Annotated in this window: 23 protein-coding genes and 2 pseudogenes; 7 read left to right on the forward strand and 18 right to left on the reverse strand. The window is 72.0% G+C overall.

Going from position 1 to position 24,451, the window contains the following annotated elements:
• The first annotated feature begins 3 nt into the window (after window positions 1–3).
• Window positions 4–1,002 carry an AMP-binding protein gene (locus J7E94_RS16940; RefSeq protein ID WP_215016271.1) on the forward strand — a complete coding sequence of 333 codons (999 nt, stop codon included), beginning with the start codon at window positions 4–6 and terminating at the stop codon, window positions 1,000–1,002.
• 94 nt (window positions 1,003–1,096) lie between these two features.
• Here J7E94_RS16940 and J7E94_RS16945 read toward each other — a convergent pair whose 3' ends face one another.
• The 4 genes from J7E94_RS16945 to J7E94_RS16960 all read right to left on the reverse strand — a co-directional run bounded on the left by J7E94_RS16945 (window position 1,097) and on the right by J7E94_RS16960 (window position 5,026).
• On the reverse strand, window positions 1,097–1,903 hold the full coding sequence (locus J7E94_RS16945; RefSeq protein WP_251056774.1) for an SDR family NAD(P)-dependent oxidoreductase: 807 nt from the start codon (window positions 1,901–1,903) through the stop codon (window positions 1,097–1,099).
• Window positions 1,904–1,996: 93 nt separating this feature from the next.
• Window positions 1,997–2,215: an acyl-CoA carboxylase subunit epsilon gene (locus J7E94_RS16950; protein WP_215016273.1), complete on the reverse strand. Its 219-nt coding sequence runs from the start codon at window positions 2,213–2,215 to the stop codon at window positions 1,997–1,999.
• Complete coding sequence (locus J7E94_RS16955; RefSeq protein ID WP_215016274.1) at window positions 2,212–3,786, reverse strand: acyl-CoA carboxylase subunit beta; 1,575 nt, start codon at window positions 3,784–3,786, stop codon at window positions 2,212–2,214. Before J7E94_RS16955 ends, J7E94_RS16950 begins: the two co-directional genes overlap by 4 nt.
• 31 nt (window positions 3,787–3,817) lie before the next feature.
• Window positions 3,818–5,026: an aminotransferase class V-fold PLP-dependent enzyme gene (locus J7E94_RS16960; protein WP_215016275.1), complete on the reverse strand. Its 1,209-nt coding sequence runs from the start codon at window positions 5,024–5,026 to the stop codon at window positions 3,818–3,820.
• A 341-nt stretch (window positions 5,027–5,367) separates the two neighbouring features.
• Between J7E94_RS16960 and J7E94_RS16965 the strand changes: the two genes are divergently transcribed.
• On the forward strand, window positions 5,368–5,538 hold the full coding sequence (locus J7E94_RS16965; RefSeq protein WP_215016276.1) for a hypothetical protein: 171 nt from the start codon (window positions 5,368–5,370) through the stop codon (window positions 5,536–5,538).
• Window positions 5,539–5,676: 138 nt separating this feature from the next.
• Window positions 5,677–6,498, forward strand: coding sequence for an AfsR/SARP family transcriptional regulator (locus tag J7E94_RS16970; RefSeq protein ID WP_215016277.1), 822 nt, complete (start codon window positions 5,677–5,679; stop codon window positions 6,496–6,498).
• A gap of 64 nt (window positions 6,499–6,562) precedes the next feature.
• Here J7E94_RS16970 and J7E94_RS16975 read toward each other — a convergent pair whose 3' ends face one another.
• The 5 genes and pseudogenes from J7E94_RS16975 to J7E94_RS16995 all read right to left on the reverse strand — a co-directional run bounded on the left by J7E94_RS16975 (window position 6,563) and on the right by J7E94_RS16995 (window position 11,896).
• On the reverse strand, window positions 6,563–7,333 hold the full coding sequence (locus tag J7E94_RS16975) for a 4'-phosphopantetheinyl transferase superfamily protein (RefSeq protein WP_215016278.1): 771 nt from the start codon (window positions 7,331–7,333) through the stop codon (window positions 6,563–6,565).
• Between the two features lie 22 nt (window positions 7,334–7,355).
• A complete protein-coding gene (locus J7E94_RS16980; RefSeq protein ID WP_215016280.1) occupies window positions 7,356–8,297 on the reverse strand; it encodes an SRPBCC family protein in 942 nt (313 codons plus the stop codon).
• A 76-nt stretch (window positions 8,298–8,373) separates the two neighbouring features.
• Window positions 8,374–10,016, reverse strand: a pseudogene (locus tag J7E94_RS16985) (IS200/IS605 family accessory protein TnpB-related protein).
• Window positions 10,009–10,588: pseudogene (locus J7E94_RS16990) on the reverse strand (IS607 family transposase). The pseudogenes J7E94_RS16985 and J7E94_RS16990 overlap by 8 nt, the downstream one beginning before the upstream one ends.
• A 36-nt stretch (window positions 10,589–10,624) precedes the next feature.
• Window positions 10,625–11,896, reverse strand: coding sequence for a helix-turn-helix transcriptional regulator (locus J7E94_RS16995; RefSeq protein WP_215016281.1), 1,272 nt, complete (start codon window positions 11,894–11,896; stop codon window positions 10,625–10,627).
• Window positions 11,897–12,147: 251 nt separating this feature from the next.
• On the opposite strand from J7E94_RS16995, the gene J7E94_RS35425 reads away from it, so the two are divergent.
• Complete coding sequence (locus J7E94_RS35425) at window positions 12,148–12,273, forward strand: hypothetical protein (protein WP_285440772.1); 126 nt, start codon at window positions 12,148–12,150, stop codon at window positions 12,271–12,273.
• Between the two features lie 29 nt (window positions 12,274–12,302).
• Here the strand turns inward: J7E94_RS35425 and J7E94_RS17000 are convergent, their stop codons facing one another.
• Window positions 12,303–12,728, reverse strand: coding sequence for an SgcJ/EcaC family oxidoreductase (locus J7E94_RS17000; RefSeq protein ID WP_215016282.1), 426 nt, complete (start codon window positions 12,726–12,728; stop codon window positions 12,303–12,305).
• Window positions 12,729–12,787: 59 nt separating this feature from the next.
• Here J7E94_RS17000 and J7E94_RS17005 point away from each other — a divergent pair, with 59 nt between their 5' ends.
• Window positions 12,788–13,336 carry a flavoprotein gene (locus tag J7E94_RS17005; RefSeq protein ID WP_215016283.1) on the forward strand — a complete coding sequence of 183 codons (549 nt, stop codon included), beginning with the start codon at window positions 12,788–12,790 and terminating at the stop codon, window positions 13,334–13,336.
• A gap of 11 nt (window positions 13,337–13,347) precedes the next feature.
• Here J7E94_RS17005 and J7E94_RS17010 read toward each other — a convergent pair whose 3' ends face one another.
• The 7 genes from J7E94_RS17010 to J7E94_RS17040 form a co-directional block, all read right to left on the reverse strand.
• Window positions 13,348–14,520 carry an epoxide hydrolase family protein gene (locus tag J7E94_RS17010; protein ID WP_215016284.1) on the reverse strand — a complete coding sequence of 391 codons (1,173 nt, stop codon included), beginning with the start codon at window positions 14,518–14,520 and terminating at the stop codon, window positions 13,348–13,350.
• A gap of 17 nt (window positions 14,521–14,537) precedes the next feature.
• Complete coding sequence (locus J7E94_RS17015; RefSeq protein ID WP_215016299.1) at window positions 14,538–15,359, reverse strand: AfsR/SARP family transcriptional regulator; 822 nt, start codon at window positions 15,357–15,359, stop codon at window positions 14,538–14,540.
• Window positions 15,360–15,918: 559 nt separating this feature from the next.
• The gene (locus J7E94_RS35430) at window positions 15,919–16,593 is read right to left on the reverse strand and encodes a ScbR family autoregulator-binding transcription factor (RefSeq protein ID WP_215016285.1); all 675 of its coding nucleotides are present in this window, start codon (window positions 16,591–16,593) and stop codon (window positions 15,919–15,921) included.
• Window positions 16,594–16,721: 128 nt separating this feature from the next.
• Window positions 16,722–17,567: an AfsR/SARP family transcriptional regulator gene (locus J7E94_RS17025; protein WP_215016286.1), complete on the reverse strand. Its 846-nt coding sequence runs from the start codon at window positions 17,565–17,567 to the stop codon at window positions 16,722–16,724.
• 238 nt (window positions 17,568–17,805) lie between these two features.
• Window positions 17,806–18,489 carry a ScbR family autoregulator-binding transcription factor gene (locus tag J7E94_RS17030; protein WP_215016288.1) on the reverse strand — a complete coding sequence of 228 codons (684 nt, stop codon included), beginning with the start codon at window positions 18,487–18,489 and terminating at the stop codon, window positions 17,806–17,808.
• A gap of 200 nt (window positions 18,490–18,689) precedes the next feature.
• Window positions 18,690–19,370, reverse strand: coding sequence for a ScbR family autoregulator-binding transcription factor (locus J7E94_RS17035; RefSeq protein ID WP_215016289.1), 681 nt, complete (start codon window positions 19,368–19,370; stop codon window positions 18,690–18,692).
• Window positions 19,371–19,508: 138 nt separating this feature from the next.
• A complete protein-coding gene (locus tag J7E94_RS17040; protein ID WP_215016290.1) occupies window positions 19,509–20,795 on the reverse strand; it encodes a cytochrome P450 in 1,287 nt (428 codons plus the stop codon).
• A gap of 498 nt (window positions 20,796–21,293) precedes the next feature.
• Here J7E94_RS17040 and J7E94_RS17045 point away from each other — a divergent pair, with 498 nt between their 5' ends.
• Window positions 21,294–22,250 carry a ScbA/BarX family gamma-butyrolactone biosynthesis protein gene (locus J7E94_RS17045; RefSeq protein ID WP_251056775.1) on the forward strand — a complete coding sequence of 319 codons (957 nt, stop codon included), beginning with the start codon at window positions 21,294–21,296 and terminating at the stop codon, window positions 22,248–22,250.
• A gap of 16 nt (window positions 22,251–22,266) precedes the next feature.
• Here the strand turns inward: J7E94_RS17045 and J7E94_RS17050 are convergent, their stop codons facing one another.
• Window positions 22,267–23,214, reverse strand: a complete 948-nt coding sequence (locus J7E94_RS17050; RefSeq protein WP_308345182.1) for an NAD-dependent epimerase/dehydratase family protein — start codon at window positions 23,212–23,214, stop codon at window positions 22,267–22,269.
• Window positions 23,215–23,242: 28 nt separating this feature from the next.
• Between J7E94_RS17050 and J7E94_RS17055 the strand changes: the two genes are divergently transcribed.
• Complete coding sequence (locus J7E94_RS17055; protein ID WP_251056791.1) at window positions 23,243–24,013, forward strand: glucose 1-dehydrogenase; 771 nt, start codon at window positions 23,243–23,245, stop codon at window positions 24,011–24,013.
• Window positions 24,014–24,451 lie beyond the last annotated feature (438 nt).

A 24,451-nucleotide genomic window follows, 5' to 3' on the forward strand; every position in this document is an offset into this window, starting at 1 on the left:
CGCATGAACGCCACTCCGGATCATCCGGAGCTCGACCAGTTGTCCGCCGACCTGGCAGGTCTGCTCGGACGGATCGGGCTCGACCCGGCCGGCGAGTGGCCCGCGCGCCGGGACCGCGTCGACATCCGCTTCGCGGCCTCGGCCGCCCGCCATCCGGGCCGGGTCGCCGCCCGGGACGCGGAGGCAGAGGCGACCTACCTCGAACTGGAGTGGCTGGCCGACGACATCGCGCGGCGCCTGTCGGGGCGGGCCGGCCCCGGCTCCGCCGTCGCCGTCCGCGCCGAGCGCTCCTGCACGGCGGCCGGCGCCGTGGTCGGCGCGCTGCGCGCCGGAGCGGCGGTGCTGCCGCTGGAGCCCGGACACAACGCGGGGCTCCAGGAGTTCCTGATGCGCGACGCCGGCGCCGAGATGGTCGTCTCCGACAGCGGACTGCTGCGCGACGAGATCCCGGTGGCCAAGGCGGGCCGGTTCGTCATCGCGGCACGGCCCGAGACGGCGGTGCGCCGCGAGATCCCGTCGACGACGGCCTTCCTGGCGCTTCCTTCGGGCGGCGACCCGGGACGGGCGCTGGCCGTGCGGCCGGTGACCCACATGGACGTGCTGTCGTGGGTGGACGGCTGCGTCCCGATGCTGGAGGCGGGTCCGGACGACGTGTGGACGTACTTCCACTCCCTGAGCCTGGACCTCGGCATGCGGGAGATGTGGGGTCCGCTGCTGTCGGGCGGACGCGCCGTCGTCGTGGACCGGGACACGGCGTCCGACGCGCGCGCCTTCGCCCGGCTGCTGGCCGAGCAGGAGGTGACGGTGGTGACGCAGCTGCCGTCCGCGTTCGCGCGGCTGAACGCGGCGGCGCGCGGGACCCGGGCCGGCCTGCCGGCGCTGCGGCACGTCCTGCTTGCGGACGAGCCGGTGGACGGCGCGGTGCTGGCCGAGTGGCGGTCCGCCGGGATCGCCCCGCAGGCCCTCGCCTGGAACGTGTCGGGGTCGCCGTCGGTGCTGTGAAGAGCCGGGCACGCGCGGCCGAGAGGGGCCCCGGACGGTCGACCGTCCGGGGCCCCTCTCGCAGGTCCGTCCCCGCGCGGGACGGCGGACGGCATCAGAACTGGCCCAGCCCGCCGCACACGTTGAGCGCCTGGGCGGTGATGGACGCGGCCAGGTCGGTGGTCAGGTAGCCCACCAGGCCGGCCACCTCCTCGGGGGTGGAGTAGCGGCCGAGCGGGATCTTGGCTTCGAGCTGCTCCTGGACGTAGTCCTCGGTGGTGTCCCACACCTGCGCGTACCCGCTGCGCACCCGCGCCGCCATGGGCGTCTCCACGTAGCCGGGGCAGACCGCGTTGACGGTGGTGCCGGTCGGCGCGAGCTCCTTGCCGAGGGCCTTGGTGAAGCCGACGACGGCATGCTTGGAGGCCGAGTAGGGGGCGCCGAGCAGCACTCCCTGCTTGCCCGCGGTGGAGGCGATGTTGATGATGCGGCCCCAGGGCTCGGCGCCGAGGCCGCCGCTGTTGAGCACCTCGCGGGTCAGCAGGAAGACGCTGTTGAGGTTGGTGTCGATGACGTCGTGCCACAGCTCGTCGGTGATGCCGGCGGTGGCGCCGCCGCCGCTGCGGCCGGCGTTGTTGACCAGGATGCTGACGGGCGCGCCGTACGCCGCCACGGCCGCGGCGACCAGGCCCTCGACGGCGGCCCGGTCGCGTACGTCGGCGGCCGCGCCCTCCACGCTCAGCCCCTCGGCCTGGAGGTCCGCGACCGTCTCCTTGACCTTGGCCTCGGTGCGGGCGCATACGAACACCCGGTGCCCGCGGGCGCCCAGGTCCCGGGCGACGGCCAGTCCGATGCCGCTGGTGGCCCCGGTGACCAGGGCCACGGGCCGCTCGGGTGCCTTGTCCATCGCCTTCACCGTCATCCTCATCCCTCCGTCGCTCGCCTCTGCCTGTCGAGCGTGTCGCAGGGAACTCGTGGCGCGGCGGAAGTGGGATGGAGGCGGCCCCCGGCGGTCTCAGCGGTGCCGCCAGCTGCCGGCGGGGCGGAACCCGCCGGCCGGGGCGCGGTCCCACCCGGCGGCCGCCGTGCGCGGCGGCTCCGGCGCGGGGGCCCCGGACCTGTTGAGCAGCAGGGCCGTCAGGACCGCCAGGACGGCGGCCGTCTCGTCCTCGCCGGGCTCCCCGCCGAGGATCCGCCACGTCCGCGGCGCGTCCGCCGCCTCCCCGGCCGTCATACCGGCGGGTTGCCGTGCTTGCGCGACGGCAGGTCGGCGTACTTGGGGCGGAGCATGGCCAGGGCCCCGACGAGCACCGAGCGGGTCTCGCCCGGATCGATGACGTCGTCGACGAGCCCGCGTTCGGCGGCGTAGTAGGGGTGCATGAGCTCGGTCGTGTACTCCTTGATCTTCTGTGCGCGCATCGCCTCGGGGTCCTCGGCGGCGGCGATCTCGCGGCGGAAGATGACGTTCGCCGCGCCTTCGGCGCCCATGACGGCGATCTCGTTGGTCGGCCAGGCCAGCGCGAGGTCCGCGCCGATGGAGCGGGAGTCCATGACGATGTAGGCGCCGCCGTACGCCTTGCGCAGCACGAGCGAGATCCGCGGGACGGTGGCGTTGCAGTAGGCGTACAGCAGTTTGGCGCCGTGCCGGATGATGCCGCCGTGCTCCTGGTCCACGCCGGGCAGGAAGCCGGGTACGTCGACCAGGGTGACGAGCGGGATGTTGAAGGCGTCGCAGAACTGCACGAAGCGGGCCGCCTTTTCGCTCGCGTGGATGTCGAGCACCCCGGCGAGGCTGGCGGGCTGGTTGGCGACGAAGCCGGTGACGTGCCCGTCCATCCGGGCGAGCGCGCACACCACGTTGGTCGCCCAGGCCGGCTGGACCTCGAAGTAGTCGCCGTCGTCGACGACCTCCTCGATGACCTTGCGGATGTCGTACGCATGCTGCGGGTTGGCGGGGACGAGGCAGGACAGCGCGTCGGTGCGCCGCCCGGCCGGGTCGTCGGTGTGCTCGCGCGGCGGTGTCTCGCGGTTGTTGGCGGGCAGCAGCGAGAGCAGGTGCCGTACGTCCTCCAGGCAGCCGGGCTCGTCCTCGTAGGCGAAGGCGGCCACTCCGGAGACCGCGGCGTGCACGTCGGCGCCGCCCAGCCCGTCCTGGGTGATCTCCTCACCGGTCACCGCGCGGACCACGTCCGGGCCCGTGATGAACATCTGCGAGGTGCCCCGCACCATGAACACGAAGTCCGTGAGCGCGGGCGAGTACGCCGCGCCGCCCGCGCACGGGCCGAGCATCACGCTGATCTGGGGGATGACGCCCGAGGCCTTGGTGTTGCGCTGGAAGATGCCTCCGTAGCCGGCCAGCGCCGAGACGCCCTCCTGGATACGGGCGCCCGCGCCGTCGTTGAGCGAGACCAGGGGCGCGCCGGCCGCCAGGGCCAGGTCCATCACCTTGTGGATCTTCTCGGCGTGCGCCTCGCCGAGGGCGCCGCCGAAGATGCGGAAGTCGTGCGCGAACACGAAGACGGTGCGGCCGTGGACGGTGCCCCAGCCGGTGACGACGCCGTCGGTGTAGGGCTTCTTGGCCTCCAGCCCGAAGCCGCTGGCGCGGTGCCGCCGCAGGGCCTCGATCTCGTGGAACGACCCCTCGTCGAGCAGCAGTCCGATCCGCTCGCGGGCGGTGAGTTTACCTTTGGCGTGCTGCCGTTCGGTGGCCCGTTCGTCCGGGCCGGCCACCGCGCGGGCCTTGATGGCGGCCAGCTCCGCGGCAGGGTCGAGGGCCGGCAGGGGTGGCGCGTCGCTGATGGTCATGGGCTCCTCCAGGTCTGAAGATGGCGGGGTCTCAGGTCGCCCGGTGCAGCGTGAGGTGGCCGCGCCGCCTGACCGGCCGCGCGCGGTATGGGGACGGCCGGCCGAAATCGGCCGCTCTCGCGGCTGCGACCGCGGCGAGCGCGCCTTCGGCGGGGACGGCGGCGGCGTGCCGCTCCTCCCGCAGGACCTCCGCGAGCGCCTGCTCGAAGCGGTCGATGTCCTGTGCGGTGTTGTCGTGGTGGACGGACGCGCGGAGCGCGGTGGCTCCGTCCTGCCCGGCCGGGTGCAGCGGGTTCTCGTGCGCGACGGTCTTCCACAGGACGACCCCGCGCCGGGCCAGACCCCGGCGGATGGCCGCGGCGGGGATCTCGCCGTGCCGGAAGGCGAGGATGCCGGCCTGCTCCCGTCCCGATGCGAGCAGTTCCATCCCGGGCGTCCGCTCGACGACGGCGCGCAGCCGGGGCAGCAGGTCCTCGTACGGGAGGGACGCGGCGGCGGTGTGGTGGGCCAAGGCGGTGTTCAGCGCGGCGGCGGCGGCCGGAGCGGGCGCCTGCGGGAGACCGTCCCACGTGCCGGGGGCGGCGTACGCGAATCCGACGCCCTCGGGACCGCGCAGGAACCGCCAGCCGTCCGCGGTGAGCAGGTGGCAGCCGATGCGCGCGGCGTCGACGGGGAGCCGGCCGACGGAGTGGGAGGCGTCGACGGCGTAGCGGGCCCGGTGGGGGGCGAGGAGCCGGCCGATGTCCTCGACCGGGTTGACGGTTCCGCAGGCCGAGGAGACGTGGACGACGGAGACGAGGGCGACGTCCTCGTCGAGGTGGGCCCGCATCCAGTCCAGGTCCAGGTCCCCGTCCGCCCGCAGCGGCACCACCTCCAGCCTGCACCGGGTGCGGTCGCGCAGGGCGTGGAGGGCGGTCAGGTGGGCGACGCCCTCGTGGGGCGTGGTCCAGATCCGGTCGCGCGGGCCGAGGCCGGTGCCGCAGACGAAGGCCTCGAAGGCCTCGGCCGCGCCGGCGGCGAGGACCGTGTCGCCGGCGGGAACGCCCAGCAGGCCGCCGAGGCGTTCGTGGACCTCCGTGTGCAGGACGCCGCCGAGGCTCTCCTCCAGCGCGGCCGGCCCGAAGCGGTCGTCGAGGGCCGTGCACTCGGCGAGCACGGCGCGTACGCCGTCCGGCATCCGGCCCGTGCCCGCGGTGTTCAGGTGGGCCGTTCGTTCCCCGTGGTACGTCGGCGCGTTCATTTCAGGGGCCTCCCCCCGCTGTCGGGGCCGCAGCACGTTCACGACCCGCATGACCAAGCATTGCCAACAGGCTTGGCAATACATTGCCCATCAGTTGGCAGCTTTGGCAATATCGGGCAATGCCCGCTCCGGCGAGACTCTAGTTCCCGGCCCTTTGGCAACACTTGGCAACGCCCTGTCCGACTCTTTCCCCGTCAACTCCCCTACAGGTCAGAGCGCTTTCGGTAAGCCCCTCCAGTCCATCTCGAGCGATTGCCGAGCGAATTCCAAGGGGGCGTTGCCAAGCTTCTTGGCAGAGGACTTGCCAAGAAGAATCAAACAGTTGCCACGGAGGAGTCACCATGAAGAACATCGCCCGCCTCTTCGCCACCGCCGCCCTCGTCTGCGCCGCCGTGCTCACCGCGGGCGGCGTCGCCCAGGCCGACGGCGGCGCCATCGACTGGCCCGTCCCGCCGACCTCGGCCACCGGCCCGGCTGCCGGCCCGGCCACCGGCCAGATCGACTGGCCGTAACCGAAGGTGGCTTGAATTCCACTAAAGGAAAAGGATGGAAAACGTCTACCCCGGCTAGCGTGCGCGGCACCGGGGCAGTTCCTTCGCCGCCGGTGGCAGAAAAATGCCGGGTGACTCGACGAGTGCGGAGGGGAGACCGTGAGGATTCAGGTTCTGGGTCCGTTGAGTGCCGAGGTCAACGGGGGATCCATTGTTCCGACCGCAGGAAAGCCGAGACAGGTCCTGTCTCTTCTCTCGCTGTATCCCGGACGCGTCATACCCGTTCCCACACTCATGGAGGAAATCTGGGGAACGCAGCCGCCCCAGAGCGCGCTGACCACCCTCCAGACGTACATCCTCCAGTTGCGCCGACGGCTGGGCACCGCGATGGGCCCCGACGCCCCGGGGTGCGCCAAGGACGTGCTGGCCACCCGGCACGGCGGCTATCTGCTGCAGGTCCCCGAGGGGAGCGTCGACGTGTACGACTACGAGCGCCTCGCCCGCGAGGGCCAGAGCGCCTTCGAGTCGGGCGACGACCAGGTCTGCGCCGCCCGCCTGCGGGCCGCCCTGGACCTGTGGCGGGGCCCGGCGCTGGTCGACGTACGGGTCGGGCCGATCCTCGACATCGAGGTGATGCGCCTGGAGGAAAGCCGCCTGGTCACGGTGGAGCGGCGGATCGACGCCGACCTGAGGCTCGGCCGGCACTCCGAACTGATCGCCGAACTCACCGAGCTGACCGCGCGCCACCCCCAGCACGAGGGACTCCACTCGCAGGTCATGGTCGCGCTGTACCGGTCGGGCCGGCAGGCGACGGCCCTCGACGTGTACCGCAGGCTGCGGGCCCGGCTCATCGAGGACCTCGGCGTGGAGCCGTCACCCCAGCTGCAACGCCTGCACCAGGCCATGCTGGCCGTCGACCCGCAGCTCGACGTGCTCGCCGGACCCCGGCGCACCTCGACGTTCGACCTCTTCGCGGCCTGAGCGGCCCGAGCGGCCTGAGCGGCCTGAGCGGCCTGAGCGGCCTGAGCGGGGCGAGCGGGGCCCGTCAGGGGCGCGGCCGGTGCGCCTCGCTGACCACGTAGCGGTCCTGGACGAGATGGGTGGCGAAACTCCACTCCCCCGCCACGGGCTCCGCGGCCTGCGCGTCCGCCGCCTCGGTCAGGACCACCCGGCCCCCGCCGTCGAGGCCGAATCCGAAGGTGGAGAAGCGCCGGCGCCCCCCGTGCCCGAGCGCCTTGGTGTAGGCCTCCTTCAGGGTCCACAGCCACAGCAGGCGCGCCCGGCGTTCGTCCTCGGGGAGCGCGTCGAGCACGGCGCCCTCCTGCGCCGTGCACACGTGCCCGCGCAGCAACCCGACGGAGATGTCCCGGTCGACGGGCTCCGCGTCCACGCCGATCGGCCCGGTGCGGCTGACGCCGACCACGATCAGCTCGCCGGTGTGCGCCAGGCTGACCTCCACCCCGGAGCCCTGTCCCCGCAGGACGGGCCGCCCGCCCGGCCCGTAGCCCAGGTCCAGGGTGTCCACGGGCACGTCCAGGGCGGTGGCGGCGGTGTACTTCACGACGAAGCGCGATACGGCGAACCGCATCCGCCCCGCCGCGGCCGGCGTCTGCCGGAAGCGCGGCCAGTCCTCCCCGAGCAGCGGGCGCAGCGCCGGGTCGAGCAGCACGGCGGTCAGCCACTGGCCCCAGGTGGTGCAGACGACAGCCCGGCCCGCGTCGTCGAGCCGGTCGCCCACCTCGTCCCAGGGGCCTTCCGGGCCGGGGACGTACAGGGGCGCTTCGAGGGCCTCCGCGGCCGGCCGGGTCAGTGCCATATCCACGGTCTCCTTCCCGTACTCATCGCAGCCGGCGCACAGTGGTCTGTGCGCGCCACTTGGCCAGGCGCAGCGTCTCGGTACTCGCCCGCCCCAGCCACGTCCGCACGTACCGGCGGGCTTCGACGAGCTCGGTTCCCGCCTCCTCCCGCAGCATCACCTGCTGGGCGCAGACGACCCGTACGCCGTCTCCGTCCGGGATCAGGGACCATTCGCCGGTGTGCGCGGCGATCGGCTCGGGCGTCACCAGCTCCTTGTAGACGATCCGCGCGGCCGAAGGGAAGCACAGGCGCACCGCCTTGGTGGCGATCGTCCGGCCGTCGGGGGTGGCGCAGGTGTCCACGGCGGCCACCTGCACGCCGGGCACGTCCTCGATCACGCTCGCCGACTCCACGTGCGGGACCCGCTCCGGCCAGTCCGCGATGCGGTGGAGGAAGTCGTAGACCAGCTCGGCGGGGCCGTCGACGTGCACGCTGTCCTCGAAGGACAGCAGCAGTTCGTCCAGGCGCTCCCAGCGTTCGGCGACCGCCTTGAGGTGGGCGAGCCGCTCGGCCGGCTCCGCCTCCCACTCCTGGCGGCTGCGCTCGGTCCCGGCGGCGGGCAGCCCCTCCAGGGTGCGCTCCTGGCGCAGCGTCACGAGGCATGCGGCGGCGCCGCGCGCCTCGACCGCCCAGGTGCCGGTCGTGTGCGCGCCCGGGCGGGCGGTGTCCTCCTGCTCGAACTCGACGGTCCTCGACCGCGGGTGCAGCACCCGGCGTAGGTGGAAGGACCGGACCCGCTCGCCCGCCACGTCCCACAGCCGCAGCCGTTCCCGTACGCCGTCGAAGTCCATCCGCTCGACGTGGACGGGCGCGGGCAGCAGGAGGGGCCAGCGCACGGCGTCGGCCAGCAGTCCGTAGACCACGCCGGCCGGGGCGGCGATCCACGCTGTCCGCTCGCTCGCGTGCACGCGCTGCGACGACATGAGAGGCACCTCCCCTGATCGTTTGTGCGGGTGCGCCCAGCCTGCACCAGGGGACTCGAGCTTTCCTCAACCGTTCCTAACCAGTGTGCGCGACCGGGTCTTGGACCCACTGGTGCGTGCTGGGCGCATCCCGAACGGTTTTGGATGCACTGGGTCTCCGCGTTCTCTTCCCACTCGGCGTCGGCTCTCCGTGGAGCCGGTCCGTTGTGGGTGGGCGGTTTCCGTCACGCCTTCGGGTGCCTGGTCCGGCCTGGGCGGTCCGATGCCCCAAACGATCACTCTGGTCGTGTGGGGGCGGTGCCGTCCGTCGCCGGATCCGGTGCCCGAGGGCGCGTCGCCCGATCGCGATGCCGGCGGCATCGTGCCGGGACATCTGTCGGCTCGGGGTGACCAGCGGCTTCTGCCAGTGCCGGCCTCCCCACTGGGAGGTGTATGCCGGGTCGACAGCGACGATGGAAAGACCCTGTTCGGCGGCCATCGACACGAGGCGGGCTTTGAGCTTGCCGGTCGGGATTCCGGAGATGAGCTGCCGGAACCGTTTCCTGCGGCCGTGCTTCTCCCGCGTCTTCTCTGCGGTGAAGTCGAGGTCTTCGATCGCGATGGCCTTGGACGCCGGTGCTCTTCGTCCAGTTGCAGCAACCCGGTGATGGCGTGGCGGATCTGGGCGTCACGGTGGTCGGTCGAGCCGCTGAGATCGTAGGGGAAGCGGTGCGGCCGGCCGACCGGGTTACCGTGCGGGTCGAGCCGGTAGGCGGCGAAGTGGTCGCCGTTGGTGTCGACGCTGACCATTCCGTTCGCGCGGGCGGTGGCGAGCGGGACGGTCTGCACGATGGGGCGCTGCCAGGCTGCGGTCAGGTACCAGCGTCCGCGCTCCACATCCAGGTGGATGCGGTAGGCCACCGCCCGGTCTGCTTCGATCCGATCGGCCCATTCCTCGCCCCGATGCTTGAAGGAGACTTTCGCGGTGAGGGTGTAGCGGCCGTGCTTGCTGTTGGCCAGGTGTGCCAGCGGCGCGGGCAGCTTGATCGATACTTCACCGTCGGGGGTGACGCGGATCGTCTCGTTCCCGAACCGCTTCCCGGACTCGCCGTCGGCGGCCAGGAACCAGCGTTCGGCTTCCCACCGGGTACGCCACTGCTCTTCGGTGAGCTGGGCTTCGGCGAGGTGGTGCCGGGTGTTCGCCAGCCGCTTCCCGCCCCGCACGACGCGGACCCGACCGGCCTGCCAGTCGCGCACAGCGGCAGCGTGGCGGGCCTCCAACGCGGCCAGACGGCGGGATTTGTTGAACCACTCGCGCTTGGAGCGGTAGCCGCCCGCAGCCCGCTTGCTGCCCTTCTCCCCGATGGGGAGGGACAGCCGGTGCCGCAGTGTGCGGATACCGGCGTCCAGGTTCTGGATGTTCGCGGCCTGGCAGCGGCGGGCGAGCGCCCACTGATCGTGGCTGGCCTTGGTGATCGCCCCGGCGATCCGCGACGACGATTCCTTCGTCAGCTCCCGCTTACGTGCCGCCCACGTGTCGGTGGAGTGGTCGGGACCGTCCGTGCAACGCCGCTTGAGGTCAAGGGACGCGAGCCTGCCCTGGTGCTCACCGACAGCCCGCAGGACCTCCTCATCCTCCGGGGTGAGGTGCCCCAGGCGGTCGCGTATCGCCACACCGGACGGACCCAGCGCCACAAACGAAGGGGCGATGGCACGCAGCTTCCCGGTCGGCTCACCCATCGCCGGCCGCCGCCTCCAGCGCCCTGCGCACCCGGTCCTTCGCCGAACGGTGTCCGTACAAGCGGGCACAGAATGAGGTCAGTACCTCGACCATGTCGCGAGCCAAATCCTCCTCGACTTCGCCGTCATCGAGGACCACCAGGCGACGGCCGGTCGCGGACAGGGCCGCTTCGACGAGTTCGACGCTCGTGCGGCCCAGGCGGTCCTTGTGCTCCACCACCACGGTCGTGACATCCGGATCGGCCAACAGACGACGCGCTTTGGCACGCGAGCCGTTCATCCCGGACGCGACCTCGGATTCGATCCGCACCACCCGATGCCCCGGCCTTCGCCGCCCACGCCGACAACCTCGCCGTCTGACGCTCCAGATCCGGCTTCTGGTCGAGAGAGGAGACACGGGCGTACAGGCGGACACCACCGACCACTACCGGCAGGGTGTTGGCCTCCACGTTCACCAGAATCGTCCGCGGCCCCACACGCTCGGCCGGAACCGGCAAATTGCCCTCACGGAACCAGCGATACGCGGTCTGCGGATGCACACCCTGCGCCTTCGCCCACTCCTTGAGATTCATGCAACCGACGGTAAGGACACTCACCCAAATGCACTATCACTCACACGAGTGAACTAAAGAACCAACAGTTCCCAACCCCCCGACGACCGAGGCGGGGCCGACCTGACCCGCCTCCGTCAGCGCATCGGCCAGCACCCGCCAGATCTCGGCGGCGAGGTCGATGTTGGCGTCCTCCTGTGCCTGCTGGGCCAGGGCGCGCAGCCCCTGGATGCCGGAGGGGTCGCCGCCGAGGATCAGCAGCTGGTGGCGCAGGATCTCCAGCCGCACCTGCCCGCGGTACGTCATCCTCGGCTGGTCGGCGGCCAGTTCGCCGAGCAGGGCGCGCGCATCGTCGTAGCGGCCGGTCGCGAAGGCGAGATCGGCCTTGAGGGCGGTCAGGTCCTGCCGCAGGGCCGGTGTGCCCACGAAGGCGAGGGCGGCCTCGGCCTCCTCGGCGCGGCGCTGCGCCTGTGCGGGGTCGACGGGCATCTTCTGGAGGTGCAGCCGGCCGGTGGCCAGGCGCAGCCGGATCCACAGGATCAGGTCCTCCTGGCTGCTGAACCGGTCGAGGGCGTCGTCCAGGCAGGCCTGCGCCCCGGGGTAGTCGCCCTGGCGCATGCGCACGGCGGCGGCGGTCCACATGGCCTCGGCCCACAGCGCGTCGGAGCGGCCCTCGACGAGGGCGGTCAGCTCGTCCGCGTGCACCCGGGCGTCCCCCATCCGACCCGCCTCGGCCTGTACGGAGACGAGCGCCAGCAGGGCGGTGGCCCGGTCCTCCACGCCCAGCTTCTCGCCCAGCGCGATCCGGTGGGCCTCGACGGCCGCGTCCACGGCCGGGGTGATCTCACCGATGGAGCGCAGACAGCGGGCGAGCCGGGTCAGGCCGCGTACGCGCAGCTCGCTGACGCCCACTTCCTCGCCGAGCGCGACCAGTTGGGCGAGCCGCTCCCGCTCCACCGCGTGGTCGCCCTGGACGCGGGCGGCCTGGGCGAGGAGCCACAGTGCCTGCCAGCGCAGAACCGGGCTCTCGTGGCCCTCGGCGGCCAGCGCCTGGCGGAGCGCCTCGATGGCGTCGGGGGAGCCGGTGGACCCGGCGAGGGTGAGGGCGTGGGCCAGGGAGCCGGTGGCCGGCTCCTCGAAGTCGGACGCCTCCAGGCCCAGCCGGCCCGCCAGGTAGCCGACGGCCCGGTCGGTGGGCTGACGCGCCCCGGACTCCAGGCGGGAGAGGTAGCCGGTGGACATGCCCTCGCCGGCCAGCGCCGTCTGCGACAGGCCCTTGGCCAGCCGGAGCTTCCTCAGGCGGTGTCCGAACGCAGGCTGTCGCAGCATGAGCATCCTTGAGGTCGCGGGCAAGGAATCTGTCGGGAACGGGCCCCGAGCGTAGGGTCCCCGGCAACAGCCGGGCAAACCTTTGCCACGGATTGCGGGCCGGTCTCGTGCGGACCTCATCCGGACCTCATGCGCTCCTCGAGCGGTCCTCGACCCCGTCGAGGCAGACTCTCCAGAATCCGGCCGCCGAACCGGCCGGCGCCCTGCTCTTCCCGCAATCCAGCGCCTTGGAGTCGACGATGAGGCCATCGGTGTGCGCATCCCGCGCGTCCTGGACGCCCGCAGCACACACCGCGGCCCCGGCGGCCGCCCTCCGCTCCACCGGCCCGGCCCAGGACGAGCAGCCGGACGACGACATCGGCTGGCCGAAGCAGTAACCCGGCAAACGACCCGGGCGCTGATCGGGCTAAGCGGGGTCGGCGACCACCACCTGGGTGTTCTGGCAGGCCGTCAGCAGCCAGCGCCCGTCCTGCGCCCGGGTCATCACGTACAGCGGCGCACCCTCGCTGCCCTCCCCGTCGGCCCCGTGGTAGACCTGCCGCACCTTCACCGCGGCCACGTCGGGCCGCAGGAACTGCGTGTGGACCACCTCGTAGCTGACCTTCCCGTCCCAACTCGCCGCCGGCAGCACCTCCCGCGTGAACTCGGCTATCGCGTCGAATCCGATGAGGACCTTCCCGTGTGCGGTGGTCCACAGCGCGTCCGGGTGGAAGAGGGCGAGGAAGCCCTCGGCGTCCTTGGCCTGTTGCGTGCGCTCGACGGTGGCGACGACCTCCGCGATCGCCTCGATTGCCGCAGCTTCTGCTTCTGTCCCGCGTTCGTTTTCGCTCATGGAACCGATCATGCTCCCTCAAGCATGGTTGAGGTCAAGCAATATGATCATATGGCCGCATGACCACGAGGACCTTGTACCTGTTCTGCTCCGCCGCCCCGCCCGTCTTCGACGTGGCCCACGTGATCGAGGACGCCCAGGCCCGCGGCTGGGACGTGTGCCTCGGCCTCACCCCGACCGCGGCCCACTGGCTGGCCGGAAGCCTCGACGGACTGGCCGCCCTGACCGGGCACCCGGTGCGCTGGCAGTACAAGCTGCCCGGGGAGGACGACGTATGGCCGCCGGCCGATGCCCTGCTCTTCGCACCCGCCACCTTCAACACGGTCAACGCCTGGGCCCTCGGCCTCACCGACCGATTCACCGTCGGCGTCGCCGCCGAGGCGATCGGCAAGGGCACCCCCGCCGTCGCCGTGCCCTGCACCAACACGGGCCTCGCCGCGCACCCGCAGTTCGACCAGTCCCTGGCCGTCCTGCGCGCCGCCGGGGTGGAGGTCCTGTTCGGCGAGGGCGGCTTCATCCCCGGCCCGGCCGGCCAGGACATCCCGCCCCACTTCCCGTGGCCGGCCGCCCTGGACGCCATTTCCCGCACCGCCACCGCCCAGGCCTGACGAGGCCCCCGTCAGGAGGCGAGAAGGCGAAAGAAGGCCCGCACATCCTCCACCAGCAGCTCCGGCACCTCCATCGCGGGAAAGTGCCCGCCCCGGTCGTAGGAGGTCCAGCGGACGATGTTGTCGGTGCGTGCGGCCACGTGCCGCAGCGGAATGAAGTTGTCCCGGGGGAAGTCGGCGAGTGCGGTCGGCGTCCGCGACACCTCCGGCGGCTGCCCGGCGTAGTCGGCGTGCGCCCGCTCGTAGTAGATCCGGGCGGCTGACCCGGCCGTCCCGGTCACCCAATACAGCATCACATTGGTGATAACCCTCTCCCGGTCGACGGGGCACCGGGGATCGCTCCACTCGGCGAACTTCTCCCCGATCCAGGCCAGCAGCCCGACCGGCGAGTCATTCAGCCCGTACGCGAGGGTCTGCGGCCGGGTCGCCTGGATGTCGGCATACCCCTGCCGCTCGCGCGCCCAACTCCGGTACCGCTCCCAGCTGGCCACCGTCCGCTCCCGCTCGTCGGGGCTCAGCGCCGCCAGCTCCTCGGGCAGCGGCTCCTCGGCGGCCCCGCCGCCCGGCAGCAGATTCAGATGCACCCCCACCACGTTCCCGGGCCGCAGCCGCCCCAGCTCCCTCGACACGGCGGCCCCCCAGTCACCGCCCTGCACCCCGTAGGCCTCGTACCCGAGCCGCTCCATCAGCACCCCGAAGGCCCGTGCGACCCGCTTGAACTCCCAGCCCGCCCCGGTCGTGGGCCCGGACAGCCCGAAGCCCGGAATGTGCGGCAGCACCAGATGGAAGGCATCGGCGGGATCCCCGCCGTGCGCCCGCGGATCGGTCAGCGGACCCGCGACCTCCAGGAACTCCACGAAGGAGCCGGGCCAGCCGTGGGTCATCAGCAGCGGCGTGGCATCCGGCTCGGGCGACCGCAGGTGCGCGAAGTGCACGTTCGCCCCGTCGATGACGGTGGTGAACTGCGGCCAGGCGTTCAACCGCGCCTCGGCCGCCCGCCAGTCGTACTCCGAGCGCCAGTACTCGACGAGCTCCCTCATCTCCCCGAGCGGAATCCCGTACGCCCACCCCACTCCGGGCAGCTCGTCGGGCCACCGCACCCGCCCCAGCCGCCCCCGCAGGTCGTCCAGCTCCGCCTGCGCCACGTGAAGCCGGAACTCCCGCAGCCCCTCACCAAAACCCATACGGCATGCCAAGTGCCTCACACGGCGTACAAGTCAAAGGTCGACCCCCGCTTCGGCCCCGCCTGCACGTCCAGCGCCGGATCCACCGTCAGCATCGCCTGGTGCAACCGCTGCAACTGCGGCGACGGCTCGACGCCCAGGTCCTCGATCAGTCGGCCCCGCAGCCTGCGGTACACGTCCAGGGCCGTCGCCTGCCGCCCCGACCGGTACAGCGCGACCATCGCCTGCGAGTGGAGCCCCTCGTGCTGCGGATGCCGGGCGATCAGCTCCGTGAGCTCGGCCAGCAGCTCCGTATGCCGGCCCAGCCGCAGATCCACGTCGATCCGCCGCTCCACGGTGCCGAGCCGGCTCTCCTCCAGCCGCATCACCTCGATCTCCAGGATTGGCCCCGCCCGTACGTCGACCAGCGCGGGCCCCTGCCACAGCGCGAGCGCCGCCCGCAGCATGGCCGCCGCGCTCTCGTCATCACCCTGCTCGAAGACGCTGTGCCCCCGAGCAACAAGCGTTTCGTACTCATGCACGTCCACACACTCGGGCGGTATCTGCAGCAAATACCCCCCGTGCCGCGTGACCAGCACATCCTTCACGCCACCGGGCCCGCCCGGCCCCATGGCGGTACCGAGCCGCCGACGCAGCTGGAGTATGTAGGTCTGCAGCGTGGTCAGCGCACTCTGCGGCAGCGCGGTCCCCCAGATCTCCTCCATGAGCGTGGGCACCGGCATCACCCGCCCCGGATACAGGGCGAGGAGCGCGAGAATCTGCCTGGGCTTACGGGCGGTCGGAACAATGGATCCCCCGTTGACCTCGGCACTCAACGGACCCAAAACCTGAATCTTCACAGTCTCCTCCCCCAAGTCGTCGAGCACGGGGGCACGCTAGCCCCACCCCACCCCCACCCCCCGATTCCTCAAGCCCCTTTCAAGCCCCCATCCAGCCCAACGCCCGAGACACACCCACAGCCAATCCCACCCCCGCCACCCTCAAGGCACGCCGCCGGCCAACTCCAGCCCCACCGGCGCTCGAGGCCGCCGGCCAACTCCAGCCCCACCGGCGCTCGAGGCCGCCGGCCAACTCCAGCCCCGCCGGCGCTTGAGGCGCGGGGCCCGGGGCGGAGCCCCGATCTCGTACCCGCACCCGCACAATCCGAGCGCCCCAACCGAACCTCGCCACCGGGCAATTCCAGCCCCGCCGGCGTTTGAGGCGCGGGGCCCGGGGCGGAGCCCCGATCCTTGACCCGCACGCACCGTCCAGCCCCACACACCCAGCCCCCGCCGCCGGCCAACTCCAGCCCCGCCGGCGTTTGAGGCGCGGGGCCTGGGGCGGAGCCCCAGCAACGGCGCCGCACCCTTCTCCGACCGGGGCCCGCGGCCCACGGCTCGCGGCCCAGCCGGGGCCCCCTCACAACCCGATCCGCACCGCCTCCGCCCCGAGGAACTCCGCCTCGGTCCGATACCCCCGCTCCCGCCCGTCGGCCACGAGACTCGGCAGGAGCAGCGCCCACAACGCCCCCACCTTCCCCCGCAACTCCCCGTACGACATCCCGGTCCCGGCCATGGTCTCGATCCCGCACGCCGCAGCCGCGACCAACGCCTCCGCGCTCTCCCACCGCCGGCCCGCCGCCGGCAGTTCCCCCGCGTCCCGCGCCAGCCGGAGCAACGTACACACCGCCGAAATCCACGCCCCGTGGAAGTCCACGACCACCGGCCGCGCCCCGACCGGCCCCCGCGGCCCCGCCCCGCCGCACTCCTTCGTGATCCGGAAGCTCGCCGGAATCGCCGGCTCCTCGTACAACGTCCGTGCCAGCCAGTGCGTGACGTCGATCAGCGCCTGCAACGGCGAGACCCCGTCCTCACGCAGCGCCCGCACCGCATCGTGCAACAGCGCGCACCCCCGCTGCTGCACGGCCTCCGCGAGCTCGTCCTTGGAGGCGAAGTGAAAGTACAGCGCCCCCTTCGTCACCCCGGCCGCGGCCGCGATCTCGCCCAGCGTCGCGTTGGCGTAGCCGTTCCGGTGGAACATCTCGGCCCCGGCGTAGACCAGCCGCCTCCGGGTCCGCTCCGACCTCTCCTGCACCGAGCCGTCTCCTCTCGCCCCCGACAGAGCCCCCGGACCCACACCCGCACCACACCCGCACCGCACCCGAGCCCGAGCCCGAACGCGAACCCAAGCCCGAACCCAAGCCCGAACCCAAGCCCGAACCCTCAGACCCGCACGAGCCTTTCGCCCCCCGGCTCCACATTGGCCTCGGCCAGACTCTCCGGCCCCGCCATCAGGATCGACCGCTGCAAGCGCCGCAGCGCCACGGACGGCTCCAGCCCCAGCTCCCGCACCAGCGTCCCGCGCAGCCGCTGGTACACGTCCAACGCCTCGCCCCGCCGCCCCGACCGGTGCAGGGCGAGCATGAACTGCCCGTGCAGGTTCTCGTGCGTCCGGTAGCGCGTCACCAGCACCGTCAGCTCGGCCAGCAGCTCCCGGTGCCGCCCCAGCCGCAGGTCGGCCTCGATCCGCTGGTCCAGAGCGCACAGCCGCGTCTCCTCCAGCCGCCGGGTCTCCATGTCCAGCTGCACCCCGCCCTGTACGTCGGCGAAGGCCGGCCCGGACCACAGGGCCAGCGCCTCCCGCAGCAGCCGCGCCGCACCGGGGAAGTCCCCGGCGTCCATCGCGCGGTAGCCGGTCCCCGCCAGCCGGTCGAACTCCCGCACGTCGAGGGTCCCGCCACCGCTGTTCAGCAGATATCCGCCGGGCAGCGTGACCAGGATGTCCTTGGCGGTCCGCATCCCCGCCTGCTCACCCGCAGCCGCATCCGCACCCCGCTCCAAGGCGGTCGCGATGAGCGCCCGCAGCTGCAGGACATACGTCTGAAGCGTCGTACGCGCACTGCGCGGCGGCTCGCCCGCCCACAGCTCCTCTATCAGTGCCGATACGGGTACCACCTGATCGGCATGGAGGGCCAGGAGCGCCAGGACCTGCCGGGGCTTGGGGGCGGTCGGCGTGATGGAGACTCCGTTCTCCCGCACGGCCAACGCGCCCAGTACATCGATGTCCACGCCGTACTCCCCTGTCCTTGGATGAGTCGCACCGTCAGTAGAAAACAGGACCGACGGTTTGTCAATATCAAACCGGTCGTGCTGTTTTCGGGACCAGCGATACCCCACCACCCCTCAAGAACCGTCTGTGAACTGGGATTTCAGAAAAAACTCCCCCTCACGAAACCACCACAGCGAGCCTCAACCACCCCTCAACAAGGGTCACAGGAGCAGGGCCCCCCCACCAAAAGCAGACCGGTCAGTCCGATCCGAAGCCCTCACCCGGCGGCACCACGCCCCCCGCCGACCCCTGCGGCAGCAGCCCGTCCAGGGTCCCCGCCGCCGCGAGCCGCGGCAGCATCAGCGTCCAGAACCGGGTGAGCGTGTGCGGCGCGACCCACTCCCGCTCGTACGCGCCCATGACTTCCAGCCCCACCGTCGCGGCCACCACCCCGCGCGCCGCGTCCTGCGGGGAGAGCCCCTCGGCAAGGGACCCCTCCCGCGCCGCGGCCGCCACGACCTCCCCGACCCAGAGGCGCCACTGCCCGCGCAGGTCGACCCCGCCGCTCCAGGAGGCGTCCGCGCACAGCCCGAAGCCGGCCCGCACCACCACGTCCCGCGCGAGCAGGGCCATCAGCGCATGCGTGGCATCGACCAACACCTGCAGGGCGCTCCCGCCGGCACCCGCCCCCGCAGCAGACCCGGCAGCAGACCCCGCCACTCCGACCGTGATCTCCCGCACCGCCTGTGCCGCCCGGTCCTCGACGGCCTGCGCCAGCGCGGTCTTGCTGCCGAAGTGGAAGTGCAGGCCCCCGGCGCTCACCCCGGCCCGGCGGCTGATCACCGCGATCGACGCGGTGACGAACCCCTGCTCGGCGAACACCTCCGCGGCCGCACGCACCAGAGCTTCCCGCGTGCGAGCGCCACGCTCCTGCTTGACCATGGAGTCTCCACAAACCGCCAACGCGGTTTGCCCAAGGGGGTACAAGATCTTTACGGCCACAGTCGGCGGCCCCGCCGGAGCCCGGCTCGCGTCCGGCTGGAGCCGACCGGTCCACCGAAACCCGGCGCACCCGCCGAACCCCGCAGACCGTCAGCCCCGGAGCCCCGGACCCCGCCTGCCCAACTCCCGCCGGAGCAACCTCAGGACAGCGCCGGCTCCGGTTCCTGCGCCGCCCCCGGACCGGGCCCGAGCCCCATCTCCGCGGTCACCCGCCGCCCGCGGTCAGGGGCCATGTCCAGCCTGCCGAGCATCGCCGGCGTCGCGATGCTCGGGCAGATGTGCTGGTAGACCGCGGACACCCGCTGCTCGATGTCCGCGCGGTCGCTGAGGGTCTGCGAGTAGATCTGCGCGCCCGTCCAGCAGGCGGAGAGGATCCAGGCCGTCTCGGCGGGATCGACGTGCGGCAGCAGCTCACCCTGCTCCTTCGCCTGGACCAGCAGGGTCCGCGTGAACTCGATCCAGCCCGGCACCGAGCCCCCGCCGAAGACCTCGCGCATGCCCGGCCCCAAGGAGAGCCGGGCACCCGCGCTGAGCATGGGCTCACGCTTCATCCGGTACGCCATCACCATGGCGACGTCGACGAGTTCCTGCAGCTTGCTCTCCCGGTGCGGCACCCCGCCCTCGGCGAACTGCTCGTCGAGCACGCCCTGGGCCAGCTCCTGCTTGGAGGAGAAGTGGAAGTAGAGGGCGCCCTTGGTGACGCCCGCCCGGGAGAGGATGTCCGCGATGGTGGCCGCGTCGTATCCGCGCTCGTCGAAGACCGCCGCCGCCGCTTCCAAGATCGCGCGACGCGTACGTACCGCACGCTCCTGCCGTGCCACGGGTGCCTCCGTTGTCCATGGGTTCGTTGCGGCCGGATCCGCATGACGGGATCCACCACCCCATTAAAACCAACCAGAAGGTCCGATTTTTTTCAAGCAGGTCAGGATCAACCCTCACGTGATCAATCCGTCACTCCGTCACTCCGTCACTCCGTCAATCCGCCACTGCGTCACTCCCGCTTCCGCCCCCAGGACCACCGGCAACTCCCGCAGCCCGTTGGAGATGAACGACTCCACCCGCGGCAGCTCCCCCGCTTCCGGAGCCACCACGGCCGTCGCCGGGAATCTCTCGAAGTACCGCCGCACGGCGATCGCGCACTCCAGCCGCGCCAGGTTCGCGCCCAGGCAGTAGTGGGTCCCGAACCCGAAGGACAGGTGCTGCCCGCGCGTCTCACGGGTGACGTCGAACCGCTCCGCGTCCGCCCCGTGCACCGCCGGGTCCCGCCCGGCCGAGCCGAAGGACACGATGATCGGGTCGCCCTGCGGGATCACCACCCCCTCGCCCATGTCGATGTCCTCCACCGCGAACCGCAGCAGCCCGTACGAGGCCGGCGACTCGATCCGCAGCGCCTCCTCGACCACGTCCTCCCAGGAGGCGAGCCCCTCCCGTACGAGCGCCAGCTGGTCGGGGTTGCGGAGCAGTTCGTGCAGCGCCGTACAGATGAGGTTGACGGAGGTCTCGTAGCCGGCCGTGAAGAGCAGGATCAGGTTGTCGACGAGCTCCTTCTCACCGAGCTCCGCCCGCCCCTCCTGCCCGCCGGCGTCCCGGGCGGCGATCAGCGCGCTGGTCATGTCGTCCCCGGGGTGCGCCCGCCGGTAGGCGACCAGGTCGGCCATCGTGACGTCGAGGTCCGCCGCGTTCCGCTGCGCGTCCTCGGCCGTGATCGCGGTGTCGAAGAAGCCCTTGATGATCTTGTGCAGGGGCGCCCACGAGCGCTCCGGGATCCCGAACAGCTCGAAGACGATCCGCGTCGGCAGCTCGTGCGCGAACTCCGTGCGCAGGTCCACCACCTGACCCGGCGGCAGCACGGCCAGCCGGTCGAGCAGCCCGTCGACGACCTCCTCGATCCTCGGCCGCATGCCGGCCACCCGCCGCGCGGTGAAGGCGGCGGCGACCGGCTTGCGCAGCCTCGTGTGCTCGGCGCCGTAGGCGGTGATCATGTTCTGCACGGAGACCCAGATCGCCAGCGGCCACTCGGCGCCGACCTCCCCGCTGATCCAGGCCGGCCAGTGCCGGTACGCGTCCTTCGAGACCCGCGGATCGACCAGCAGCCTGCGTATGTCGGCATGCCGGTTGACGGCCCAGGCGGTCACCCCGCCCGGCAGCAGTACCTGCGTCGCGGGCGCCTGTTCGCGGATGAGTGCTGCCTCGGCGTGCACGTCCGCACCGGAGACGTCGATCGCTATCGGGCACTGTCGGTTCATCTGAAGCTCTCCAGGATGCACGGCGGCTGTCGGCAACAGGGCGCAGCCGAGTGTCCACGCCCCGCAGTTGAAAACCGCCCATCCGGTTCTTGTTTCACCGGCGGCGGCCCCGAGTCTGACACGACCCGCCCCGCATGCCAATGGTTTGCGGGGCAGGGCCGACGCCGTACCGACGGCCCGGAGCCGGCTTGAATTTCCTCGGCAGAACGGCAGGTGCCACCGCCCTGCCGGACCGGCGCATATGACCGGAAGACCCCCTCTCACTTGGGGCGGGACCCGCCGCGTCCCGGCCGACACCCCCGACCCGGATATCCGCTGGTAGGCGTCATGCAGACGGCCCGCAATCCCCGCTTCCCACTTGGGGGCACCGTTACTCGCGCCATATCCGCTGCCTCTTGGGACCTTGCAAACAAAACCGGAGAGTACGTATCTTGCGTCTCGCGTGAGCACCCGAACCCACCCCGTCCCATCCGTCAAACGGCTCTGCGGGAGTAGTCCATGACCATGCTGACGATCAGGAACAACGCGCCCGTCCTCCCTCTGCCGGGGGCGGGGGAACCATGGATGCGCTGCAACGACGCCCGTGGCCTGACCACCACGGTGCCCCGGGAGTACGTCCACCGCCGCTCTCTCGCCGAGGTCTTCCTGACCGGCTGCGACCCCATCGGCGCTGACTCCTTCTCCCTCACCGGGCAGTGGCCCCGCGCCCACACCTTCTTCACCAGCGCCGACGGCACCAGCCACGACCCGGTACAGGCCGGCGAGACCATCCGCCAGGTGGGGCTCTACCTCTGCCACGCCGTCTACGGAGTCCCCCTCGGCCACAACGTCCTGCTCTGGAGCCTCGACTTCACGACCCGGCCCGAGCGGCTGCGCATAGGCCGCAGCCCGAGCGACCTCGAGATGACCGCCGTGTGCACGGACTTCGGCTGGAAGGGGAACCGTTTCTCCGGCTTCCTCGAAGTGGACATCCGCCGGAACGGCGAAGTCGCCGGCTCCGGCACCGCCCGCTTCAGCTGCGTCGCCCCCGCCACCTACCGACGGCTCCGCGGCGAGCGCGGCCTGCAGGCCTTAACCCGGCCGCTGCCCCGCCTCACGCCGATCGCCGCCGCCTCCGCCGGCCGGCTGCTGCCCTTCGACGTGGTCCTCGCCCCCGGCGACCGGCCGGGCCGCTGGCAGCTGAGCCCCGACCTCGACCACCCGATCCTCTTCGAGCACGCCAACGACCACCACCCCGGCATGGTCCTCGTCGAGGCCGCCCGCCAAGCCGCCTGCGGGCTCCACGCCCCCGGCGGCTTCACCCCCTCGGGCATCGCCACCGAGTTCCACCACTATGCCGAACTGGACGCCCCCTGCTGGATCGACGCCACCCTCGTCTCCCCCGGCCACGTCGTGGTCACCGGCCACCAGGAGGGCCGCACCGTGTTCCACTCCACGGTGACCGGCGCCGCCTAGCGGCCCGTCGGCGCTCTCAGCCGAGACCCTGAGCCCGGTACCAGTCGGCGTACTGACCGAACGCCTCCGAGAACCGCGGCCCGGGCGAGGCCTCCAGCCGTCCCCACAACCGCCCGCTGTCGTACCAGTGGTCCACCGCGTACAGCGAGACCCGTCGCCGCAGCACCGGATCCGGCTCCCCCGGGCCCCCCAGCAATTCCAGCGCCCCGGGCACGTCCACGTCCCCCGCCGGCAGCGGCAGCCCGAGCTCCCGTACGACCGTCTCCACCAGCTCCCGCGCGGTCACCGGCTCGGGATGACCGGCATGCAGCACACCGCCTGCGCCTTCCTCCCGTACGGCCAGCTCCGCCAGCGCACCCGCCAGCGCATCCACCGACACCATGGACGTCCGGGCCCGCCCGCCGTCCACCCAGTGCGGCAACCGCGCGAGCAACTGCACCAGCGACGGCACCACCCAGCGGTCGCCCCGCCCGTACACCAGATGAGGCCGCAGCACCGTCCCCCCGGCCGCCAGCACCAGCCGCTCCCCGCCGAGCCGGGTCACACTGGTCACCGACTCCGGCTCCTCGGGGAGCTCCCCCTCCACCGCACCCCGGTGCGCCCCGTCCCGGTACACGGCCGCCGTCCCCAGCTGCACGATCCGCCGCACCCCGGCCCGCTCCGCCTCCGCGAGCAGCGCCCGCGTCCCCTCCACGTTCACGGCCCGGCACTCCTGCGGCGACCCCCCGATCCGCGAGGCCAGATGCAGCACCGCGCCGACACCGTCACACACCCCCCGCAACGACTCGCCCCGAGCCAGGTCCCCCCGTACCGCTTCCACCCCTTCGCCTGCATCGGCCCGATGGACGAGCGCCCGCACCCGCACGCCCTCCTCCAAGAGCCGCTCCACAACAGCAGATCCGACAAACCCTGCAGCCCCGGTCACCAGCACACTCTGGATCTCTCTCTTCATCACACGCCCCATTGCACCGTGTTACGGTCGCGCGGTGACGCTGGGAACAAGTAAATCTCTGCTGGTGGGCAAATCAGCGCTGATAACCGGCGCGAGCGCCGGCATCGGGGCGGCCGCCGCCCGCGTGTTCTGCCGCGAGGGCGCCGCCGTGACGCTCGTGGCCCGCCGGGAGCCCCAACTCGCCGAGCTCACCGAGGAACTGCGCGCCGCCGGCCACCAGGCCCAGTACGTGGTCGCCGACGTCTCCCGCACCGAGGACGTGGCCCGCGCGGTCGCCGCGGCCGTCGCCACCTACGGCCGGCTCGACGCGGCCTTCAACAACGCGGGCATCGGCGCGACCCCCAAGCCCATGCACCTGCTGGACGAGGACACGTACGACAGCGTCATGGACACGAACGTCCGCGGCGTCTGGAACTGCATGCGCCACGAGATCCGCGCCATGCTGACCACCGGCGGCGGCTCGATCGTGAACAACAGCAGCACCGCCGGCCTGGTGGCCACCCCGGTGACGGCGCCCTACATCGCCTCGAAGCACGCGGTCCTGGGCCTCACCAAGGCCGCCGCCTGCGAGTACGCCGCCCAGGGCATCCGCGTGAACGCCATCGCCCCGGGGGCCACCCGCAGCGAGATGATCGACGCCTGGCTCCGCGAGAACCCGGCCATGGAAGAGGTCCTCCTCCAGTCGGCCCCCCTCCCCCGCATGGCCGTCCCCGAGGAAATCGCCGAGTCGGCCGCCTGGCTGTGCAGCGACCGCGCCTCTTTCGTCCTGGGCGCAACCCTCTCGGTGGACGGCGGCTGGACCACCCGTTAACGCCGTTAACGCTGCCGCCCGCACGCTGCACAAAGCCCTCGCGCCCCCGACCCTCACGCCCCCGCGAGCCCTCATGGCAGCCACGCCCCGCCGGCCCTCGAAGGTAACGTCAGGCCGCCGTCGCCTCGCCCAGTACCGAAGGCGAGACCAGCCCCGCCGGAACCTCGGCGCGCACCAGATCACGACCCGCGATGATGCCCGGTCCAGTACCCGCGAACTGGCAACAACGCTCCACTCACAATCGCAGCGAACACCGAGCCACCGGCACCAAAGGACCCAAGGAGGCAACCGCCCGCCATTAACGCCGTTAACACCACCCCACCGGGGCATCCTCACCCGGCACCCCCGTTAACGCCCCGCACCCCTGAGGGCTCACCCCTTAACGCCGTTAACACGACCCACCCAGAGGCCACCCACCCTTACGGCGTGGTGTACGAG

The sequence above is a fragment of the Streptomyces sp. ISL-94 genome (assembly GCF_018614075.1).
GTDB lineage: Bacteria > Actinomycetota > Actinomycetes > Streptomycetales > Streptomycetaceae > Streptomyces.

Coding starts and splice junctions, on each gene's coding strand:
- J7E94_RS16940 (WP_215016271.1), top strand. CDS start 4: ATGAACGCCACTCCGGATCATCCGGAGCTCGACCAGTTGTCCGCCGAC.
- J7E94_RS16945 (WP_251056774.1), bottom strand. CDS start 1,903: ATGACGGTGAAGGCGATGGACAAGGCACCCGAGCGGCCCGTGGCCCTG.
- J7E94_RS16950 (WP_215016273.1), bottom strand. CDS start 2,215: ATGACGGCCGGGGAGGCGGCGGACGCGCCGCGGACGTGGCGGATCCTC.
- J7E94_RS16955 (WP_215016274.1), bottom strand. CDS start 3,786: ATGACCATCAGCGACGCGCCACCCCTGCCGGCCCTCGACCCTGCCGCG.
- J7E94_RS16960 (WP_215016275.1), bottom strand. CDS start 5,026: ATGAACGCGCCGACGTACCACGGGGAACGAACGGCCCACCTGAACACC.
- J7E94_RS16965 (WP_215016276.1), top strand. CDS start 5,368: ATGAAGAACATCGCCCGCCTCTTCGCCACCGCCGCCCTCGTCTGCGCC.
- J7E94_RS16975 (WP_215016278.1), bottom strand. CDS start 7,333: ATGGCACTGACCCGGCCGGCCGCGGAGGCCCTCGAAGCGCCCCTGTAC.
- J7E94_RS16980 (WP_215016280.1), bottom strand. CDS start 8,297: ATGTCGTCGCAGCGCGTGCACGCGAGCGAGCGGACAGCGTGGATCGCC.
- J7E94_RS16995 (WP_215016281.1), bottom strand. CDS start 11,896: ATGCTGCGACAGCCTGCGTTCGGACACCGCCTGAGGAAGCTCCGGCTG.
- J7E94_RS17000 (WP_215016282.1), bottom strand. CDS start 12,728: ATGAGCGAAAACGAACGCGGGACAGAAGCAGAAGCTGCGGCAATCGAG.
- J7E94_RS17005 (WP_215016283.1), top strand. CDS start 12,788: ATGACCACGAGGACCTTGTACCTGTTCTGCTCCGCCGCCCCGCCCGTC.
- J7E94_RS17010 (WP_215016284.1), bottom strand. CDS start 14,520: ATGGGTTTTGGTGAGGGGCTGCGGGAGTTCCGGCTTCACGTGGCGCAG.
- J7E94_RS17030 (WP_215016288.1), bottom strand. CDS start 18,489: ATGGTCAAGCAGGAGCGTGGCGCTCGCACGCGGGAAGCTCTGGTGCGT.
- J7E94_RS17040 (WP_215016290.1), bottom strand. CDS start 20,795: ATGAACCGACAGTGCCCGATAGCGATCGACGTCTCCGGTGCGGACGTG.
- J7E94_RS17045 (WP_251056775.1), top strand. CDS start 21,294: ATGACCATGCTGACGATCAGGAACAACGCGCCCGTCCTCCCTCTGCCG.
- J7E94_RS17050 (WP_308345182.1), bottom strand. CDS start 23,214: ATGGGGCGTGTGATGAAGAGAGAGATCCAGAGTGTGCTGGTGACCGGG.